Annotated in this window: 18 protein-coding genes and 1 pseudogene; 13 read left to right on the top strand and 6 right to left on the bottom strand. The window is 62.5% G+C overall.

Going from position 1 to position 19,976, the window contains the following annotated elements; translation table 11 throughout:
- Window positions 1-74: 74 nt before the first annotated feature.
- Both hemH and AC2FL1_RS18125 read right to left on the bottom strand, forming a co-directional pair.
- Window positions 75-1,124 (bottom strand): ferrochelatase, encoded by a 1,050-nt coding sequence (gene hemH, locus AC2FL1_RS18130; RefSeq protein ID WP_496827333.1) that lies wholly within the window; start codon window positions 1,122-1,124, stop codon window positions 75-77.
- Between the two features lie 58 nt (window positions 1,125-1,182).
- The gene (locus AC2FL1_RS18125; RefSeq protein ID WP_496877854.1) at window positions 1,183-2,016 is read right to left on the bottom strand and encodes a class I SAM-dependent methyltransferase; all 834 of its coding nucleotides are present in this window, start codon (window positions 2,014-2,016) and stop codon (window positions 1,183-1,185) included.
- Between the two features lie 16 nt (window positions 2,017-2,032).
- Between AC2FL1_RS18125 and AC2FL1_RS18120 the strand changes: the two genes are divergently transcribed.
- The 4 genes from AC2FL1_RS18120 to AC2FL1_RS18105 all read left to right on the top strand — a co-directional run bounded on the left by AC2FL1_RS18120 (window position 2,033) and on the right by AC2FL1_RS18105 (window position 4,393).
- A complete protein-coding gene (locus AC2FL1_RS18120; protein WP_496877853.1) occupies window positions 2,033-2,761 on the top strand; it encodes a double zinc ribbon domain-containing protein in 729 nt (242 codons plus the stop codon).
- Window positions 2,762-2,852: 91 nt separating this feature from the next.
- Window positions 2,853-3,113, top strand: coding sequence for a glutaredoxin 3 (gene grxC, locus AC2FL1_RS18115; protein ID WP_496877852.1), 261 nt, complete (start codon window positions 2,853-2,855; stop codon window positions 3,111-3,113).
- Entirely contained in the window at window positions 3,110-3,940 is an 831-nt protein-coding gene (locus AC2FL1_RS18110; protein WP_496827325.1) for a carbon-nitrogen hydrolase family protein, read from the top strand. The genes grxC and AC2FL1_RS18110 overlap by 4 nt, the downstream gene beginning before the upstream one ends.
- Window positions 3,941-3,952: 12 nt before the next feature.
- Window positions 3,953-4,393 carry a MarR family winged helix-turn-helix transcriptional regulator gene (locus AC2FL1_RS18105; protein WP_234145293.1) on the top strand — a complete coding sequence of 147 codons (441 nt, stop codon included), beginning with the start codon at window positions 3,953-3,955 and terminating at the stop codon, window positions 4,391-4,393.
- A 75-nt stretch (window positions 4,394-4,468) separates the two neighbouring features.
- Here the strand turns inward: AC2FL1_RS18105 and ubiG are convergent, their stop codons facing one another.
- Complete coding sequence (gene ubiG, locus AC2FL1_RS18100) at window positions 4,469-5,215, bottom strand: bifunctional 2-polyprenyl-6-hydroxyphenol methylase/3-demethylubiquinol 3-O-methyltransferase UbiG (protein ID WP_496827323.1); 747 nt, start codon at window positions 5,213-5,215, stop codon at window positions 4,469-4,471.
- A gap of 49 nt (window positions 5,216-5,264) precedes the next feature.
- Here ubiG and pip point away from each other — a divergent pair, with 49 nt between their 5' ends.
- The 6 genes from pip (at window position 5,265) to infB (ending at window position 12,632) form a co-directional block, all read left to right on the top strand.
- Entirely contained in the window at window positions 5,265-6,245 is a 981-nt protein-coding gene (gene pip / locus AC2FL1_RS18095; RefSeq protein WP_496877851.1) for a prolyl aminopeptidase, read from the top strand.
- Window positions 6,242-7,063, top strand: coding sequence for an ABC transporter substrate-binding protein (locus AC2FL1_RS18090; protein WP_496877850.1), 822 nt, complete (start codon window positions 6,242-6,244; stop codon window positions 7,061-7,063). Before pip ends, AC2FL1_RS18090 begins: the two co-directional genes overlap by 4 nt.
- 157 nt (window positions 7,064-7,220) lie before the next feature.
- Window positions 7,221-7,847: a ribosome maturation factor RimP gene (gene rimP / locus AC2FL1_RS18085; protein WP_496827317.1), complete on the top strand. Its 627-nt coding sequence runs from the start codon at window positions 7,221-7,223 to the stop codon at window positions 7,845-7,847.
- Complete coding sequence (gene nusA / locus AC2FL1_RS18080) at window positions 7,847-9,472, top strand: transcription termination factor NusA (RefSeq protein ID WP_496827315.1); 1,626 nt, start codon at window positions 7,847-7,849, stop codon at window positions 9,470-9,472. The genes rimP and nusA overlap by 1 nt, the downstream gene beginning before the upstream one ends.
- Before the next feature lie 23 nt (window positions 9,473-9,495).
- Complete coding sequence (locus AC2FL1_RS18075) at window positions 9,496-10,119, top strand: RNA-binding protein (protein WP_234169307.1); 624 nt, start codon at window positions 9,496-9,498, stop codon at window positions 10,117-10,119.
- 8 nt (window positions 10,120-10,127) lie between these two features.
- Entirely contained in the window at window positions 10,128-12,632 is a 2,505-nt protein-coding gene (infB, locus tag AC2FL1_RS18070) for a translation initiation factor IF-2 (RefSeq protein WP_234145297.1), read from the top strand.
- 498 nt (window positions 12,633-13,130) lie between these two features.
- On the opposite strand, the gene AC2FL1_RS18065 is transcribed toward infB, so the two are convergent.
- The 3 genes from AC2FL1_RS18065 to AC2FL1_RS18055 are packed head-to-tail and all read right to left on the bottom strand — an operon-like array spanning window position 13,131 to window position 15,611.
- Complete coding sequence (locus AC2FL1_RS18065; RefSeq protein ID WP_496877849.1) at window positions 13,131-13,529, bottom strand: (deoxy)nucleoside triphosphate pyrophosphohydrolase; 399 nt, start codon at window positions 13,527-13,529, stop codon at window positions 13,131-13,133.
- On the bottom strand, window positions 13,526-14,752 hold the full coding sequence (gene argJ, locus AC2FL1_RS18060) for a bifunctional glutamate N-acetyltransferase/amino-acid acetyltransferase ArgJ (protein WP_496877848.1): 1,227 nt from the start codon (window positions 14,750-14,752) through the stop codon (window positions 13,526-13,528). The genes AC2FL1_RS18065 and argJ overlap by 4 nt, the downstream gene beginning before the upstream one ends.
- A gap of 7 nt (window positions 14,753-14,759) precedes the next feature.
- The gene (locus AC2FL1_RS18055; RefSeq protein WP_496827307.1) at window positions 14,760-15,611 is read right to left on the bottom strand and encodes a peptidylprolyl isomerase; all 852 of its coding nucleotides are present in this window, start codon (window positions 15,609-15,611) and stop codon (window positions 14,760-14,762) included.
- Window positions 15,612-15,784: 173 nt separating this feature from the next.
- On the opposite strand from AC2FL1_RS18055, the gene secA reads away from it, so the two are divergent.
- From secA to AC2FL1_RS18040, 3 genes and pseudogenes are all read left to right on the top strand, one after another.
- On the top strand, window positions 15,785-18,490 hold the full coding sequence (gene secA / locus AC2FL1_RS18050) for a preprotein translocase subunit SecA (RefSeq protein ID WP_496877847.1): 2,706 nt from the start codon (window positions 15,785-15,787) through the stop codon (window positions 18,488-18,490).
- A gap of 93 nt (window positions 18,491-18,583) precedes the next feature.
- Window positions 18,584-19,576, top strand: coding sequence for a hypothetical protein (locus AC2FL1_RS18045; protein ID WP_496827303.1), 993 nt, complete (start codon window positions 18,584-18,586; stop codon window positions 19,574-19,576).
- A 25-nt stretch (window positions 19,577-19,601) separates the two neighbouring features.
- Window positions 19,602-19,976: pseudogene (locus tag AC2FL1_RS18040) on the top strand (cell envelope biogenesis protein OmpA); the annotation flags it as partial.

The following is a 19,976-nucleotide window of genomic DNA, read 5'->3' as shown; positions in this document are numbered from 1 at the left end:
AAAAAAGGCGGTGGTCTCCACCGCCTTTTTTATTGCCCTCTCAACATGTTGCCCCGCAGGGCACGACCTGGTGGTCAGTCCAGCCAACCGCCCAGATTGCTTTCGACCACCTTGGCCAGCGCCGCGATATGGGCATCCTCGTCGTTGAGACAAGGGATATAGGTAAAGCTCTCGCCGCCCGCGTGCACAAAGCTCTCGCGAATCTCTTCGTTGATCTCTTCCAAGGTCTCGATGCAATCGGAGGAAAAGGCCGGTGCAACCACGGCGATATTGAGCTTACCCTGCCGCGCCAGTTCTGCCACGTGATCGACCGTATAGGGTTTCAGCCATTCTTCGGGGCCGAATCGCGACTGAAAGGTCGATATAACCTCGCTCTTGTCCCAGCCCAGACGCTCGCGCAGCAGCCGCGTGGTTTTCACACACTGGCAATGATACGGGTCGCCCTGCATCAGATAGCGCTCGGGCATGCCGTGATACGAGCAGACCAGAACGTCGGGCCGACGGTCCATCGCCGCATAGGCGCGCTCGATCGATTGTGCCAGCGCGTCGATATAGACCGGTTCGTCGAAATAGGCCGGCACGGTGCGCGCGGCGGGTTGCCAGGCCTCGTCCATCAGTGCGCGAAAGAACTGGTCGTTGGCCGTCGCGGTCGTGGCCCCGGCATATTGCGGATAGAGCGGAAAGAACAGGATACGGTCGCAGCCCTCGGCCACCATCTGGCGCACCTTGGACTTGGTCGAGGGATTGCCGTAGCGCATGCAGAAATCCACCAGCACCCGGTCGCCATACCGTTCGGCCAGCGCCGCGCGCAGCTTGGCGGTCTGATCCTTGGTGATCGTCATCAGCGGGCTTTCGCCCTTGTCATGATTCCAGATGGATTTATAGGCCGCGCCCGAACTGAACGGCCGCTTGGTCAGGATGATCCCCTGCAGGATCGGTTGCCATTTCCAGGCCGGATAGTCGATCACACGCTTGTCGGACAGAAACTCGTTCAGATAGCGGCGCATCGGCCAATAGGAATAGTCGTCGGGCGTACCAAGATTGGCCAGCAACACACCGATGCGACCCATTTTCACCTTGGGGTGGTCAGCGGGCGCGTGGGCGGGGCGGGTGGCGTCGAACATATCTGGCTTCCTGAATTTCTGCGGGCTTCGGTCTGAGATAACGGTAAATCTCCTGCCGTCAATCGGACAAAGGCGTTTCCGATGTACCCAGCGCCGCCGCCAACCGGGCGCTGGCCGACCCCGGACGCAGCGGTTTGGGCTGACTTTCATCCGGCGCCCAACCAGTCAGGCAGATCAGTTCAAACGTGGCGGGCAGGCGGTTTTCGGTCGTGGCGAAATGGGCGGCATATATTTCCTCGGCCCGCGTGAACACCGCAAGCCGCGTCGGGCGACGCAGACGCGCGGACAGGGCATTGGCCTCTCCCATCTGGCGCAGGTCCCGCATCAGGTGCGGCAGGTCGCGGTATTCGGCGGTGAGCGTCAGGCTGTCGGCCACCGGCAGCGCCAGCCCGGCCCGCTGGAGCAGCGCGCCGAGGTCCCGAATCTCGGCCATCGGCGCCACCCGGGGGCTGATACCGCCGGTCACCTGTGTCTCAGCCTCGGCCAACGCCGCGCGCAACTGATGCAGGGTCTGGCCGCCAAAGCAGATCGCCAGAAACAGCCCGTCGGGCCGCAGCGCGCGCCGACACTGGATCAATTGCCCCACCGGGTCGTTCGCCCAGTGCAAGGCCATGGCATGCACCAACAGATCGCAGCTTTGCGGGGTCAGATCGAGCGTCTCGTCCTCGGCCACAAGCCGGGCCGTCGGAAAGTGCCCGGCCCAGAGCGACGGTGCCGGGGTCACCACCGCCATATCCGTAAAGGTTCTGTTAACCAAAGACAGGCGATCCTGAACCTCGTCCAGCGCGGCGTGGTGCAGGAAAAGCGCCGTGTCCCGCATTCTGGCACGGCGCGCGGCCAATGCGGCGCTATCGACCAGCGCGGGGGGCAGAGAGGAACCGGGTGTCGTCATGAGGCGCAGTTAACCCATGTGGCAACAGATTCAAACCGCGATCGAAACGGTCTATCCCCCGCGCTGCCTGGGCTGCGGCGATCTGGTAACATCCGATTTCGGGCTGTGTGGCAAATGCTGGCGCGACACGCCCTTTATCGACGGCACCGTCTGCGACAGTTGCGGCGCCCCCCTGCCCGGCGCCCGCGACGGGCACCGGATTGAATGCGACGACTGCATGACCCACCCGCGCCCATGGTCCGACGGGCGCGCCGCGCTTCTCTATACCGGGCGGGCCCGGCGCATGGTGCTGGCCCTGAAACACGGCGACCGGCCCGAACTGGCCCGACCCGGCGGGCTGTGGATGGCCCGCGCGGCAGCACCCCTGTTGCGGCCAAACATGCTGATCGCGCCCGTACCGCTACATTGGTCACGCCTGCTGCGCCGTCGCTATAACCAGTCCGCCCTCTTGGCTCAGAGCGTCAGGCGCCAGACCGGTCTGCAGGTCTGCCCCGACCTTTTGGTTCGCGATCGCGCCACGCCGATGCTTGAAGGGCTGAGCTCCACCCAGAGGGCCGAAACCCTTGCAAACGCGATCTCGGTCCATCCTCGACGGCGCCGCAGGCTGGCGGCGCGCAAGCTGTTGCTGATCGACGATGTGATGACCTCGGGCGCGACCCTGGCGGCATCTGCGCAGGCCTGTCTGAACGCGGGCGCTGATCAAGTTTTCGTTTTGGTACTGGCGCGGGTTACGCGCGAGGCATAGCTGCGCAAGCACCAAACCCGCGCCTGTCGAAAAACCGGTCTCCACTTTCGCCGGAAATGATCTAGATTGGCGCGAAACGAAGGATACCCGGATGAAACCCGTCGAAATCTATACCTCGCCGCTTTGCGGTTTCTGCCATGCGGCCAAACGGCTGCTGGATCAGAAAGGCATCGCCTTTACCGAAATCAACTTGCTGACCAACCCCAAGCGCAAGCCCGAGATGATCCAGCGCGCGGGCGGGCGCCGTACGGTGCCGCAAATCTTTATCGGCGGTCAGCACGTGGGTGGCTGCGACGATCTCTATGCGCTGGAACAGGACGGCAAGCTCGATCCGCTGCTGGCCTCCGGATGAAAACCGCGCTGCTGCAACTCACCTCGTCGGACGACCCGGCGGCCAATCTGGACATGGTTCGGGGCATGGTCGCCGAGGCCGCGGCGGGGGGCGCCCGCTGGGTCCTGACACCCGAGGTGACCAATTGCGTCTCGAACAGCACCACACGCCAGCGCGAGGTGTTGCAGCACGAAGGGGACGACATCACCCTGGCCGGGCTCAGGGAACAGGCGGCCGAGCTGGGAATCTGGCTGCTGATCGGCTCTCTCGGGCTCAAGACACACGATGCCGACGGGCGATTTGCCAACCGGTCATTCATGATCGGGCCGGATGGGGGGATCGTGGCCCGCTATGACAAGATCCACATGTTCGACGTGCAGGTGACCGAAACCGAAACCTTTCGCGAATCGGCCAATTACCGGCCGGGTGGCCGGGCCGTGCTGGCCCCGACCGAATTCGGCACCGTGGGGATGACAATCTGTTATGACCTGCGTTTTCCGCATCTGCATGCGGCGCTCGCACAGGCAGGAGCGACCATCCTGACCGTTCCGGCAGCCTTTTCGCCAGTGACCGGCGCCGCGCATTGGGAATCGCTGCTCAGGGCACGGGCGATCGAAACCGGTTGCTGGGTTCTTGCCCCGGCCCAGACCGGCACCCATCCGCACAACCGCGGCAAACCACGCCACACCCATGGTCACAGCCTTGTCGTTGCCCCCTGGGGCGAGGTGCGGATCGACGCAGGCACCGAACCGGGCATTCACATCTTCGATCTGGATGATACATCTGTTACAGAGGCGCGACGCAGAGTCCCAAGTTTGACTCACATACGCGCTTTCGAAGGACCCTGACCCAGTGACGAGATGGCTGACGATATCCACACCCTGGCGGTCTCGCTGTTCAGCGAGATCCTGACTGCAGACCAACTGTTGCGCAACCGGCTCAGCCGGGTGCTTCCCAAAGGTATGGAAATCTCGCATTTTTCGGTCCTGAACCATCTGGTCTTTGTCGGAGATGAGCGCACCCCGGCACAGCTGGCCAGCACGTTTCACGTGACCAGGGGGGCGATGACCAATACGCTCGCCAAGCTGGAATGGGCTGGATATATCCATATCCGCCCGGACTGGGACGATGCCCGGCGCAAGATGGTGGCGATCAGCCCGGCGGGACGTCAGGCACGCGATCAGGCAATCTCGATGATTGCGCCGCTGATCGATCATGTGGTGGGCGAACTGGGTACCGAGCGCGTTCGGCTGGCCCTGCCGGTACTGCGGGATCTGCGGATCAAACTGGAAAACAACTGAACCGGAAATCAAAGATTTCCGGCCAGGAAAATTGCGAATTTTCCTGGCCGTTTTCCGTATCGGAAAACGGCGCGCCTAGCGCGGCCGCAGGCTGGCGGTTACGTAGTTGACGCTCAGATCGCGATCCGAGATAGACCACTGCCACGAAATCGGGTTGAACACGAATCCCTTGCGATCCACCGGATCCAGCCCTGCCTGCCGCAGCAGGTCGAACAATTCATCCGGGGTGATGAACTTCGACCACTCATGCGTTCCGCGCGGCAGCCAACGCATCACCACCTCGGCCCCCAGGATTGCCATCGCATAGGATTTGGGATTGCGGTTGATGGTCGAGCAGATCTGCAGCCCGCCCGGTTTCAGCAAATCATGAGTTGCCCGCAGATAGGACAGCGGATCAGCCACATGCTCGACCACCTCCATATTCAGCACCACGTCGAACAGCTCACCCGCCTCGGCCAGCGCCTCGGCGGTGGTGTGGCGATAGTCGATTTCCAGGTCCGACTGTTCCGCATGAATGCGCGCCACCGGCAGATTTCCCTCGGCCGCATCGGCCCCCACCACCTCAGCCCCCAGCCTTGCCATCGGCTCGCTCAGCAATCCGCCGCCACAGCCGATATCGAGCAGCCGCAATCCGGCAAAGGGCCGATGCACGGTCAGATCCCGGTCGAATTCGCCCGCGATCTGCCGGGTGATATAGTCTAGGCGGCAGGGGTTGAGCATATGCAGCGGTTTGAACTTGCCATGGGGATCCCACCATTCGGCGGCCATCGCCTCGAATTTCGCGATCTCTGACGGGTCGACCGTGTTCGGATGCGCTTGCATTCCTGTCTCCGTGTGCTCTTTTACCCATTGCGGACTATATAGGCCTGTAATGGACAAAAACCCGGACCAAAAGCGCGCAATGCAATATCTCTATCCGCCGATCGACCCGTTCGACCAGCGGATGCTGGATGTTGGTCAGGGTCACCGCGTCTATGTAGAGCAAAGCGGCAATCCCAACGGCATCCCTGTCGTGGTTCTGCATGGCGGTCCGGGCGGTGGATGCAGCCCGGCGATGCGGCGCTATTTCGATCCTGCGGTGTACCGGGTGATTCTCTTCGATCAGCGCGGTTGTGGCCGGTCGCGACCTCATGCCTCGGTCACCGACAACACCACCTGGCATCTGGTTTCCGATATCGAACGTATCCGCAAAGCGCTGGAGATCGACAGCTGGATCGCCTTTGGCGGCAGTTGGGGCGCCACCCTGGCACTGGTTTATGCCCAGACCTATCCCGACCGCGTTACCCGGCTGGTGCTGCGCGGCGTATTCCTGATGACCCGGGCCGAGTTGGACTGGTTCTATGGCGGCGGCGCCGGGCGGTTCTGGCCAGAACCCTGGTCGCGCTTTGCTGCATTGATCCCCGAGAATGAACGCGGCGACATGATCACCGCCTATCACAAACGCCTGTTCTCGGGCGATATGGCGCAAGAGATCCGCTATGCCCGCGCCTGGTCGGCCTGGGAGAACGCGCTCGCCTCGATCCATTCAAACGGCACAACGGGCGAAAGCCCCGGCGATTATGCCCGTGCGTTTGCCCGGCTCGAGAATCACTATTTCATCAACGACGGCTTCCTGGAATTCGACGGCCAGATCCTCGCCAATATGGGACGTATCTCGCATATTCCCGGCCATATCGTGCAGGGGCGCTATGACATGATCTGCCCACCCAACTCAGCCTGGAAGCTCAGCGAGCTATGGCCCAGTTGCGAACTACGGATGATCCGCAATGCCGGCCACGCCCTGTCCGAACCGGGCATCAGCGCCGAACTGGTGCGCATCATGGACGGCATCGCACAGAAGGTCGCGACATGACCCGGATCGACCGCCGCGCGCTGTTCGCCTCGGGTGCTGCCGCAGCCCTTTTGGCCTCGACGGGCATGTCGCTGGCCGACCGGCCCCGGGCGGGGGGCACCCTGCGTCTGGCGGTTCCGCGAGACGACAGCCTGGAACGGATCGCGCGCGGTGCCGTTTTCGACACCCTGACCGAGATCGCGCCCGACGGCACCCTCAGAGGTGAACTGGCCACCGGCTGGCAACCCGATGACAGCGCCCGGGTCTGGAACTTTGATCTGCGCGAGGATGTTACCTTTCACGATGGCACGCGGTTCTCTGCCAGCGATGCCGCCGCGTCGCTGGCCGAAATCGGCCTGACCGAGACGCTTGGCCCCGCGCGGCTGCGGCTGGAACTGGCCGAAGCCGATCCCGGCCTGCCCTTCCGGCTGGCCGATATCCGCTTTGCCATCACCCGCGCGGGCGGGGCGGTCACGCCGCTGGAACAGGCCAACGGCACTGGTTGTTACCGGGTCGAACGGGCGCAGGACGGGCGGCATTTCCTGGGCCGCAAGGTTGACGATCACTACAATCAGGGTCAGGCCGGATGGGCCGACACGGTCGAGGTGATCGTGATCCCCGACCCCGCCGTCCGGGCCGAGGCACTGCGCGACGGATATGTCGATGTCGCCGCCCTGCCCCTTCCCGACGGGCTGCGCGACCGCGCCCGGTTCCGCTATCACCCCTCCGAGGACGACATGGCGCTCGCCGCCGCCGTCTCGGTCGGCCTGCCGCGCCAGATCGGCAGCCGTAGTCCGCTGGACGATGGCCGCATCGCGGAACGCTGGTGGGTTGGGTAAACCAGCTTTCGAATCCCACCCCCTTGCAGACTCACCCCATCCCGCGTATATGCCTTGACAACAGCGGCGCGTCGGGCACTGGCCTGGGGTTCCACCGGAATAGATCGACGGGCCGCGCGCCCGTTTTTTTGTGCCCGGAGCTTGGGTAAGACACGAGATGACCAACAACCTGATAGCAAAGGCCGCCATCGACCGGCGCCTGGCCGAGATCGTCAGCCCCGTGATCGCGGATCTGGGATACGAGCTGGTGCGCATTCGCCTGATGAGCGGCAAGAGCACCACGCTTCAGATCATGGCCGACAAGCCCGATGGCGGTATCGAGGTGGACGATTGCGCCGCGATCTCGAACGCGGTCAGCGCCACGCTGGATGTCGAGGATCCGATCCTGGATGCCTATACGCTCGAAGTGTCAAGCCCGGGCATTGACCGGCCGCTGACCCGGCTCAAGGATTTCGAGATGTTCGAAGGCTACGAGGCCAAGATCGAAACCACCGAGATGATCGACGGCCGCCGCCGGTTCAAGGGTGAACTGGCTGGTGTCGAGGGCAACGAGGTGCTGATCAACATCGACCAGAATGGCGAAACGGTGACCATCGGCCTAGAATTCGACTGGCTGAGCGATGCCAAGCTGGTTCTGACCGACGACCTGATCAAAGAAATGCTGCGCCAGCGCAAGGCCGCCGGCGTTCTGAACGAAGACCAATTCGACGAAATCGTAGAGGAAGCGCCCGAAACGGGCGCCACGACCATGGCCCGCGACGGGTCCGAAGAGGAGACGAAGTAATGGCAATCACCTCTGCAAACCAGCTTGAGCTGCTGCAAACCGCCGAGGCCGTGGCCCGTGAAAAGATGATCGACCCCGGTCTGGTGGTCGAGGCGATGGAGGAATCCCTCGCCCGCGCGGCCAAGAGCCGCTACGGCGCCGAGATGGACATCCGCGTCCACATCGACCGCAAGACCGGCAAGGCGACCTTTACCCGTGTCCGCACCGTTGTCGCCGATGACGAGCTTGAGAATTATCAGGCCGAGTTCACTGTCGAACAGGCCAAGCAGTACATGGAAAATCCGCAGATCGGCGATACTTTCGTCGAAGAGGTGCCGCCGGTAGAGATGGGCCGTATCGCCGCGCAATCCGCCAAGCAGGTGATCCTGCAAAAGGTGCGCGAAGCCGAGCGGGATCGTCAGTACGAAGAATTCAAGGACCGCGCCGGCACCATCATCAATGGCCTCGTCAAGCGCGAGGAATACGGCAACGTCATCGTCGATGTGGGTGCGGGCGAGGCGATCCTGCGTCGCAACGAAAAGATCGGCCGCGAAAGCTATCGCCCCAACGACCGTATCCGCTGCTACATCAAGGACGTGCGCCGCGAGCCGCGCGGGCCGCAAATCTTCCTGTCGCGCACCGCGCCGGAATTCATGGCCGAACTGTTCAAGATGGAAGTGCCGGAAATCTATGACGGCATCATCGAGATCAAGGCCGTGGCCCGAGACCCAGGCAGCCGCGCCAAGATCGCCGTGATCTCCTATGACAACTCGATCGACCCGGTCGGCGCCTGTGTGGGTATGCGCGGCAGCCGCGTGCAGGCCGTTGTCAACGAGCTGCAGGGCGAAAAGATCGACATCATCCCGTGGAACGAGGATCAGCCGACCTTCCTGGTGAACGCGCTGCAACCGGCCGAGGTGTCGAAGGTGGTGTTGGACGAAGAAGCCGGCAAGATCGAGGTCGTGGTCCCCGAGGAGCAGCTGAGCCTGGCCATCGGTCGTCGGGGCCAGAACGTGCGCCTTGCGTCGCAGCTGACAGGTCTGGACATCGACATCATGACCGAGGCCGAGGAATCGGCGCGCCGTCAGAAGGAATTCGAGAGCCGCACCGCGCTGTTCATGGAAACCCTCGATCTGGACGAGTTCTTTGCCCAGCTGCTGGTCTCCGAAGGCTTCACCAATCTCGAAGAGGTCGCCTATGTCGAGCTTGACGAGCTTCTGGTGATCGACGGGGTCGACGAAGGCACCGCCGAAGAGCTTCAGGCCCGTGCCCGAGACTATCTCGAGGCACAGGCCAAGGCGGCGCTGGACAATGCCCGCGCCCTGGGAGCCGAGGATAGCCTTATTGAATTCGAGGGCCTGACACCCCAAATGGTCGAGGCATTGGCCAAGGACGACGTCAAGACGCTGGAAGATTTCGCGACCTGTGCCGACTGGGAGCTGGCCGGTGGCTGGACCACGGTCGACGGTCAGCGGGTCAAGGATGACGGTATTCTGGAACCCTTCGACGTTTCGCTGGAAGATGCGCAGGATATGGTGATGACCGCCCGCGTCATGTTGGGCTGGGTGGATCCGACAGAACTGCTCGAAGAGGCGGAAGAGACCGACGAGGGCGAAACCGCAACCGACGAGGAGGCCGAGGCCTGATTCCGGGCCGACGGAGATAACGCATGACACGTGGCGGTGCACATAAAGACCGGACCGAAGGTCCCGAGCGCAAGTGCATTGCCACGGGCGAGGCACGGCCTAGATACGGGCTTATCCGTTTCGTGGCCGGCCCCGACGGGCAACTGGTGCCCGATATCGCGGGCAAACTGCCCGGACGCGGCACCTATGTGGCCGCAGACCGGGACACGCTGCAAAAAGCCGTGGACAAGAAACTCTTTGCTCGCGGCCTGAAACAGCAGGTGCAGGTGCCCGACGGGCTGGTGGACGAGGTCGAGCGACAACTGGTCCGCCGCGTTGTCGACCTGCTCAGTCTGGCGCGCAAATCCGGCGACGCGGTCGCGGGATACGAAAAGGTCAAGACCTGGCTCGACAAGGAAGAGGCGCAGGTCCTGATCCAAGCCTCGGACGGATCGGGCCGAGGCAAGACCAAACTGAGCACGCCGCATTTCGGCAAATACATTGGTTGGCTCACTGCGGATGAATTGGGCATGGCTTTTGGCCGCCAAACAGTGATACATGCGGCGCTGGCCTCTGGTGGACTCGCCAAACGTGTTGTAGAGGAAGCGCAACGCCTTCGTGGAATGCGCAAAACGGATGACGGCGGCAAGGGCCGCGCGGAAGGGTAAGAAGCTTTATGAGCGATACTGACGGCAAAAAGACATTGGGTCTGCGTGGTTCCCGCCCCGGGAACGTGAAACAGAGTTTCAGCCACGGACGGACCAAGAATGTCGTGGTGGAAACCAAGCGCAAGCGCGTGGTGGTCCCCAAGCCCGGCGCCGGAAAGCCGAGCGCCGGTGGTTCTTCGCCGGCCGGAGACCCTTCGCGCCGCCCCGCAGGGATTTCCGACGCCGAGATGGAGCGCCGGCTGAACGCGCTCAAGGCCGCCAAGGCCCGCGAGTCCGAAGAGGCTGCACAGCGCGAGGCCGAGGAGAAGGCGCGCGCCGAAGAGCGTGAGCGCCGCCGGGCCGAGCAAGAGGCCAAGGAGCGCGAACAGCGCGAAGCCGAGCAGCGTGCCCGCGAAAAGGCCGAGGAAGAGGAGCGTCAGCGCCTCGAAGCGGAAGAAGAGGCCAAGCGCGCCGCCGCGCGTGCCGCGGCCGAGCAGGAAGCCCCCAAGCCCGAACGCAGCGCCGAGCGTGCGCCGGCCTCTGCCCGCCCCGACAGCGGCGACAATGCCCGCCGGGTCGACCGCGACCGCGAACGAGAGCAGCGCCAGACCCGTGGCAAAGGCCGTCAGGACGGACGCCGCTCGGGCAAATTGACGCTCAGCCAAGTCACCGACGGTGAGGGCGGGCGCCAGAAATCACTGGCCGCGATGAAGCGCAAGCAGGAGCGCGCCCGGCAAAAAGCCATGGGCAGCGCCGCCGAGCGCGAAAAGGTGATCCGCGAGGTTCAGTTGCCCGAGGCGATCGTGGTTTCCGAACTTGCCAACCGCATGGCCGAGCGTGTGGCCGATGTGGTCAAGGAACTGATGAAGATGGGCATGATGGTCACTCAGAACCAGACCATCGACGCCGACACCGCCGAACTGATTATCGAGGAATTCGGCCACAAGGTGGTCCGGGTTTCGGATTCCGATGTGGAAGACGTTATCTCGGATATCGAGGACAAGGAAGAGGACCTCAAGCCGCGTCCGCCCGTCATCACCATCATGGGCCATGTCGACCACGGGAAAACCTCGCTGCTGGATGCGATCCGCAACACCAAGGTGGTGTCGGGCGAGGCCGGAGGCATCACTCAGCATATCGGCGCCTATCAGGTAAAAACCGACAGCGGCGTGACGCTCAGCTTCCTCGATACGCCGGGCCACGCGGCCTTTACCTCGATGCGCTCGCGCGGTGCTCAGGTGACCGATATCGTGGTTCTGGTTGTCGCCGCCGATGACGCGGTGATGCCGCAGACAGTCGAGGCGATCAACCACGCCAAGGCCGCCGGCGTGCCGATGATCGTGGCGATCAACAAGATCGACAAACCCGAGGCGAACCCGACCAAGGTGCGCACCGACCTGCTTCAGCACGAAGTGGTGGTCGAGGCGATGTCGGGCGAAGTGCAGGATGTCGAAGTTTCGGCCAAGACTGGCGAAGGTCTGGACGAGCTGCTCGAAGCGATCGCACTGCAGGCCGAGATCCTGGAACTCAAGGCCAACCCCGACCGCCCCGCACAGGGCGCCGTGATCGAAGCACAGCTGGATGTGGGCCGTGGCCCGGTTGCGACCGTGCTGATCCAGAAGGGCACGCTGCGCCAAGGCGACATCTTTGTGGTGGGTGAGCAGTACGGTAAGGTCCGCGCCCTGATCAACGACAAGGGTGAGCGCGTCACCGAAGCCGGTCCTTCAGTGCCTGTCGAGGTTCTGGGCCTCAACGGCACCCCCGAGGCAGGCGACGTTCTGAACGTGACCTCGACCGAGGCACAGGCCCGCGAGATCGCGGAATACCGCGCCCAGGTCGCCAAAGACAAGCGCGCCGCCGCCGGTGCCGCCACCACGCTGGAACAGCTGATGGCCAAGGCCAAGGCGGACGAGAATGTCGCCGAGCTGCCGATCCTGGTGAAAGCCGACGTGCAGGGCTCTGCCGAGGCGATCGTTCAGGCGATGGAAAAGATCGGCAACGACGAGGTGCGCGTGCGCGTACTGCATTCGGGCGTCGGTGCCATCACCGAGACCGATGTTGGCCTGGCCGAAGCATCCGGCGCGCCGATCATGGGCTTCAACGTCCGCGCCAATGCCTCCGCACGCAACACCGCCAACCAGAAGGGCGTCGAAATCCGGTACTATTCGGTGATCTACGACCTGGTCGACGATGTGAAAGCGGCCGCGAGCGGCCTGCTGAGCGCGGAAATTCGCGAGAACTTCATCGGCTACGCGAATATTAAAGAGGTGTTCAAGGTCTCCAACGTCGGAAAGGTCGCCGGTTGTCTGGTCACCGAAGGTGTCGCCCGCCGCTCTGCCGGTGTGCGTCTGCTCCGCGACAACGTGGTGATCCACGAAGGCACGCTGAAAACCCTCAAGCGCTTCAAGGACGAAGTGTCCGAAGTGCAGTCTGGCCAGGAATGCGGCATGGCCTTTGAAAACTACGACGATATCCGCCCCGGCGATGTGATCGAGATCTTCGAGCGCGAGGAAGTCACCCGGTCGCTGACCTGATCGGAGACGGAAAACAGACTGATGGGGCGGCTCGTGAGGGCCGCCCCTTTTTCATTGTTGTCCGCAAGATTGTCCGCGTGATAGTCGGGACCCGACCAAAAAAAGAGGCAAGAAAAGGCCCCATGCCTCTTCTTGCCCTCAAGACCCGTGTGAGTGGTGGTCTTTAAACTCTCGAACGTCCCACATCGCGCTGTGGATTGGTTGCCATGCTGCACACCTGCGCCGGATACCCGTCGAGAACTACCGACCCGATCTGATGCAACCGTCGCATCTGGCGCCAATGTTTGCCCGCAAAAACGGCCCGGAGACTGATGTCTGGCTCCGCTGAAACCGGCACGCCAGACATACACTATCAGGGGTCGAAAATCACACAAGAATTGACCGAAAAACCGTATTCATCACGGCATAGTCGGCATTACCTCGGCTAAATATCTGCTACGAAGACCAAATTTGTAGAAATGACCAAACGTCAAGATGTAAGAAGTGTGACAAAATCCGTTACAACCAGTCGCGCAGGATCGGGATCAACGGGATATCCGCAGCTGGCATCGGGTAGTTGCGCAGTTCGTTTGCACGCACCCATGTCAGCGCCTGCCCTTCGCGAGATTGCGGAATCCCCTCCCACTTGCGGCAGGCAAACAGCGGCATCAGCAAATGGAAATCATCATAGCTGTGGCTGGCAAAGGTCAGTGGCGCCAGGCACGAGGCCCAGGTATTGATCCCCAGTTCCTCGTGCAGCTCGCGGATCAGCGCCAGTTCGGGCGTCTCGCCGGGTTCGACCTTGCCGCCGGGAAACTCCCACAAACCGGCCATCGCCTTGCCTTCCGGGCGCTGCGCCAGCAGCACCCGGCCATCCACGTCGATCAGCGCGACGGCGGAAACGAGAACGGTTTTCACGAGCGGTAATCCGCGTTGATCTCGATATATCCGTGGGTCAGATCGCAGGTCCAGACGGTGGACTTGCCTGTCCCCAGGCCCAGATCGACACCAATGACCAACTCCTGCCCTTTCATATAGGCAGCGGCTTCCTCCTCACGGTAACCCGGGCTGACCCAGCCCTTTTCGGCCACCAAGATATCGCCGAACGAGATGCTCAGCAGGTCGCGGTCAGCTGCGGCGCCCGATTTGCCGATCGCCATCACCACCCGGCCCCAGTTCGGGTCTTCGCCCGCTATCGCGGTCTTGACCAGCGGCGAGTTGGCAATCGCCAGACCGTGCACCTTGGCATCGGTATCGCTGACCGCGCCTGTCACCCGGATCTCAACGAATTTGGTGGCGCCTTCACCGTCACGTACCACTTGCTGCGCGAGGACCAGCATCACCTCTTCCAGCGCGGCGGCGAATTCGGCATTGCCCGTCGCATCCACACCCGAGGCCCCCGTCGCACACAGAAGAAGCGTGTCCGAGGTCGAGGTGTCGCTGTCCACGGTGATGCAGTTGAAGGTGCGGTCGGTCATCGCCGACAGCATCGCCTGCAACGCACTTTGTTCGACGCGGGCATCGGTAAAAATATAGACCAGCATTGTCGCCATATCCGGGGCGATCATGCCCGAGCCCTTGGCGATCCCGGCGATCTTGACCATCTTGCCATCGATCCCGACGGTCCGGCTGGCACCCTTGGGAAAGGTGTCGGTGGTCATGATGGCGCGGGCGGCATCCTCCAGCGCGTCGGGGTTCAGCGCCGCGTTCAGATCGCCCAGCTTGGCCACGATACGCTCGTGTTTCATCGGCTCGCCGATCACCCCGGTGGACGAGGTAAAGACCCGTTCAACCGGCACACCTGTCACATCTGCCACCGCCTGCGTCACCTCGGCCACCGAAGTCTGGCCGTAATGGCCTGTAAACGCGTTGGAGTTGCCTGAATTGACGAGGATCGCGGCCGGTCCGTTGCTGGCGCCGCCGATCTTGGCCTGACAGTCCAGCACCGGCGCCGAGCGGGTGGCCGACCGGGTGAACACCCCGGCAACCGAGGTACCCGGAGCCAACACCGCCAGCATCACATCGGTGCGACCCTGATAGCGCACCCCGGCCGCGATACTGGCCAGCTGCACACCGTCGATGACGGGCAGCATCGGAAACGTGGCCGGGGCCAAAGGGGAAACCTTGGTGATCTTCGCCATTTCGGCCTTACTCCTGCACCAGTTCCAGCTGCCGCAGCACGCCGGGTTCGATCCCGTTCAGATCGGGCTTTTCAATCTCGCTGTCCTTGGTCAGCTCGGCCAATCGCGCGTCGATGGCATCCTGCTGGATGCGTCCGGCCAGTTCGTCGCGCACCTCGTCCAGCGGCGGGGCCTCGGACTTGCGCTTGTCATTGAGGATGATCACGTGCCAGCCGAACTGGGTCTGCACCGGGTCCGAGATCTGGCCCGCGTTCAGCGCCACGACCGCCTGTTCGAATTCCGGCACCATCGCGCCCGCTCCGAACCAGCCCAGCGCACCGCCATTGGGCCCGGACGGACCGGTGGATTTCTCCTTGGCGGTGGCGGCGAAATCGGCGCCGTTGTCGAGCAGCTCCTTGACGGCCTTGGCGTCGTCCTCGGACGGGACCAGGATATGCGAGGCATTGTATTCCTCGCCACCGAACCCGTCGGCATATTGCGCGTCATAGGCCGACTGGATCGCCTCGTCGGTGGTGGCGGCGGCCATGATCTCTTCGATGGTCTCACCCGCCAGCAACGAGCGCTCCTCGTTCTCCAGCGACAACACGACCTGTTTCGGGGTCTCACCCGTCTGTTGCTGTTTCAACAGTGTCTGCTGCACCAGCTGGTCCAGGATACCTTCGAACAACACATCGTCGGGCAGTTGCTGATACTGCTGCGGCAGCAAGGCACGCGCGACGATCATGTGACCCAACGTGATCTCTTCGCCATTGACGCGGGCCACAACCGTGTCCGCCTCGGCCTTTGTCTCGGCCGCGACCGGCAGGGCCAGCACCAGCGCAAGCGCCAGCGATGGCAAGATTGTGAGACCTTTGGGCATTGATTCATCCTATTTCCAGGCCGCAACGGGGCGCGGCGTTGACACTCTGGACCCTGCCGCTTACATCGCTTGAAGCCTTTGACAGGACCGCCTTCACCCCCCGTATCTATGGGTTGCGCGCAAGGCGGACAAGCCTGTCGTAACCATGACAGAACAAATCCGCTGGAGTGCACATGCTGGGACTTGGAACGCTTGCCAAAAAGGTGTTCGGAACGCCGAATGACCGCAAGATCAAGGCAACCCGCCCGGTGGTCGCCCAGATCAACGCGCTGGAAGAGGAATTTGCCAAGCTTACCGACGAGGGGCTGAAGCAAAAGACCGACGAACTGCGCGAACGCGCGCTGGACGGCGAAAGCCTGGATGCGCTCTTGCCCGAGGCCTTTGCCAACTGCCGTGAAGCCGCCAAGCGGGCCCTGGGCCTGCGCGCCTTTGACACCCAGCTGATGGGCGGCATGTTCCTGCATCAGGGCAATATCAGCGAGATGAAGACGGGCGAGGGCAAGACGCTGGTCGCCACCTTTCCCGCCTATCTGAACGCGCTGACCGGCAAGGGTGTGCATGTGGTCACGGTGAACGAATACCTGGCCAAACGCGACTCGGAATGGATGGGCAAGGTGTTTGGCGCGCTGGGCATGACGACCGGCGTGATCTGGTCCGGCCAGCCCGATGACCAGAAGATGGCCGCCTATCAAAGCGACATCACCTATGCCACCAACAACGAGCTTGGCTTCGACTATCTGCGCGACAACATGAAGGGCGAGTTGAGCGAGGTCTATCAGAAGCAGCACAATTTCGCGATCGTGGACGAGGTCGACTCGATCCTGATCGACGAGGCGCGCACGCCGCTGATCATCTCGGGTCCTGCGCAGGATCGCTCGGATCTCTATGTCGCCATCGACGCGCTGCTGCCCTCGCTTTCGGACGATCATTTCGAACTGGACGAAAAAACCCGCAACGTCACCTTTACCGACGAAGGCAACGAGTTCCTCGAAGCGCAACTGGTCGCGCGTGGCCTGCTGCCCGAGGGTCAGTCGCTCTATGATCCCGAAAGCACGACCATCGTGCACCACGTCAACCAGGGTCTGCGCGCGCACAAGCTGTTCCAGCGCGACAAGGATTACATCGTGCGCGATGGTGAGGTTGTGCTGATCGACGAATTCACCGGCCGCATGATGCCGGGCCGCCGTCTGTCCGATGGCCTGCACCAAGCGATCGAGGCCAAAGAGAACGCACAGATCCAGCCCGAGAACGTGACGCTGGCCAGTGTGACTTTCCAGAACTACTTCCGCCTTTACGACAAGCTTTCGGGCATGACCGGTACAGCCCTGACCGAGGCCGAGGAATTTGCCGAGATCTATGGTCTGGGTGTCGTCGAGGTTCCGACCAACAAACCGATCGCGCGCAAGGACGAGGACGACCAAGTCTATCGCACCGCGGCCGAGAAATACGCCGCCATGATTGCCGAGACCAAGAAGGCGCATGAAAAGGGCCAGCCTGTTCTGCTCGGCACCACCTCGATCGAAAAGTCCGAGATGCTGAGCCAGATGCTGACCAAGGAAGGCATCGAACACAACGTCCTGAACGCCCGTCAGCACGAGCGCGAGGCGCAGATCGTGGCCGAGGCCGGCCGCTATGGCGCGGTGACCATCGCCACCAACATGGCCGGTCGCGGCACCGACATCCAGCTGGGCGGCAATGTCGAGATGAAGGTTCTGGCCGCCTTGGCCGAAAACCCCGAGGCCGACCCAGCAGAGCTTCGCGCCGCCGAGGAAGCCCGCCACGCCGAGGAAAAGCAAAAGGTACTGGATGCCGGCGGCCTTTATGTGATGGCCTCGGAGCGGCATGAAAGCCGTCGCATCGACAACCAGCTGCGCGGTCGCTCGGGCCGTCAGGGCGACCCGGGCCGTACGGTGTTCTACCTCAGCCTGGAAGACGACCTGATGCGTATCTTCGGCTCGGAACGGCTGGACAAGGTGTTGACCACGCTGGGCATGAAGGAAGGGGAGGCGATCGTCCACCCCTGGGTGAACAAGTCGCTCGAACGCGCCCAGGCCAAGGTCGAGGGCCGCAACTTCGACATGCGTAAAAACGTGTTGAAATTCGACGACGTGATGAACGATCAGCGCAAGGTGATCTTCAACCAGCGGCGCGAGATCATGGCGACCGAGGATCTGTCGGATGTGGTCGCCGACATGCGCGAGCAGGTGATAGACGACCTGATCGACCAATACATGCCGCCCAAGACCTATGCCGACCAGTGGGATACCCAAGGCCTTTATGCCGCCGTTATCGAAAAGCTGGGTATCGACGTTCCTGTCATCGAATGGGCCGCCGAAGAAGGCGTGGATGACGATGAAATCCGCGAACGCCTGATCAAGGCCTCGGGCGAATACATGACGCAAAAGGCCGCCGATTTCGGACCCGAGAACATGCGCAACATCGAGAAGCAGGTGCTGTTGCAGACCATCGACAGCAAATGGCGCGAGCACCTGCTCAAGCTGGAACACCTGCGCTCGGTCGTCGGATTCCGGGGCTATGCGCAGCGCGATCCGCTGAACGAATACAAGACCGAAAGCTTTCAGCTGTTCGAAGGATTGCTGGATAGCCTTCGCGAGACCGTCACACAGCAATTGTCCCGCATTCGCATGCTGAGCGAAGAGGAACAACGCCAGATGATGGCGCAGATGTTGGCCCAGCAGAATCAGGCCGAACAGGCGGCAGAGCAGGCCGAAGCAGTTGCCGAGGCCAAGGCTTCGGGCGATGCACGCCCCGGCTTTGTCGAGGACGACCCCAGCACATGGGGCAACCCCTCGCGCAACGATCTGTGCCCCTGCGGGTCTGGCAAGAAATTCAAGCATTGCCACGGGCGGCTGGCCTGAGGCCCCCGCCACAATGACTCCCCCCGGCGGCCATAAACTGGCCGCCTTCTATAACGACACTCCTCGCGGACCAATGGGCGATGGAGTGTGGTTATGGCACAAAGACGCAAGATTCTGACAGCTGGCGGGACCGTTCTTTGCGCGGCGCTGATCGGATTTCTGATGCAGCAGAACGCCGCGCGCGAAACGCAGCAGGTTGCGGCACGCAAATCGCTTATCCAGCAATCGGTTCTGAAACCGTCGGGCGCATCAGATGTGGATGACTACGCCTTGTTCGAGTTGGATGCGATCAAGCTTACATCTGCGCAACCCGCCCTGGAACAGCCCCGCCGCCTGCCGGAACCGTCGTTGGAAGGCGCAATACCCCTCCCAGCACGGGACATTCTGCTGCCCGACGCGCCAAGCGACCCGGACGAGCCGCAACTGGGCTGCGCGATCACGGCGACCGCCGCTCCCGCACCCATGGCCAGCGTCGCGCTCAGCGTCAACGCCGCCTGCTACAGTAACCAACGCGTTACGGTACATCACAGCGGCTTGATCTTCACAGATACGACTGACGATGTCGGCAATCTGTCGGTGACTGTCCCGGCTTTGTCCGAAACCGCTGTGTTTGTCGTGGCCTTCCAGAACGGCCGCGGCGCTGTCGCCATGAGCTCCGTCGAGGGTCTCGACCAGATCGACCGGGTCGTGGTGCAATGGTCTGGCGCTGCGGGCTTTCAGCTGCATGCCCGCGAGTTCGGCGCCGGTTATGGCGAGACCGGCCATGTCTGGTCCGAAGCATCAGCCGGCGGGGTCGGCCAGGTGATCCGGCTGGGTGAACCCGACACGCTGGAGCCGCAACTGGCCGAAATCTACAGCTATCCCTCTGGCGAGAGCGACACCGCAGGCACCATCACCCTATCGATCGAGGCCGAGGTGACGGCCAGCAATTGTGGGCGCGAGATTTCGGCCCAATCGCTGGAACTGCGCGGGACCGGGTCGCTCACAACCCATGATCTGAACATGTCCATGCCAGATTGTTCGGCTGCCGGTGATTTTCTGGTGTTGAATAATCTGGTCGAAGACCTGAAGATCGCCGCCAGGTAATCCGCAGGCAATTTTCAGGTTTCACATGAATTGGCTTCGTGCGGCGGCTTTCGCCGCACTTTACGTTTTCCCGGCCCTCCCGGCCACCGCTCAGGACATCACCCTCACCTCGCATGATGGCAAGGTCGAGATCAGCGGCAATCTGCTTGGCTTCGACGGAGAATTCTATCGCGTCGAAACCCGGTTCGGCGAACTGACGGTGGACGGATCGGGGGTGACCTGTGATGGCCCGGCTTGCCCCAACCTCACCGATTTCGTGGCGGAACTGGCGCTCAGCGGCTCTTCGACAATGGCCGAGGTGCTGCTGCCCGCACTGATCGAAGGCTTTGCCTTGCGCAACCGCATGCAGACCCGACGCGAGACCGAATCCGAGAGCCGGTTTAGCTATCTTCTTTTCAAG

The sequence above is a fragment of the Ruegeria sp. YKSF070 genome, assembly GCF_059612725.1.
This window is presented reverse-complemented; position numbering and strand designations above follow the sequence as displayed.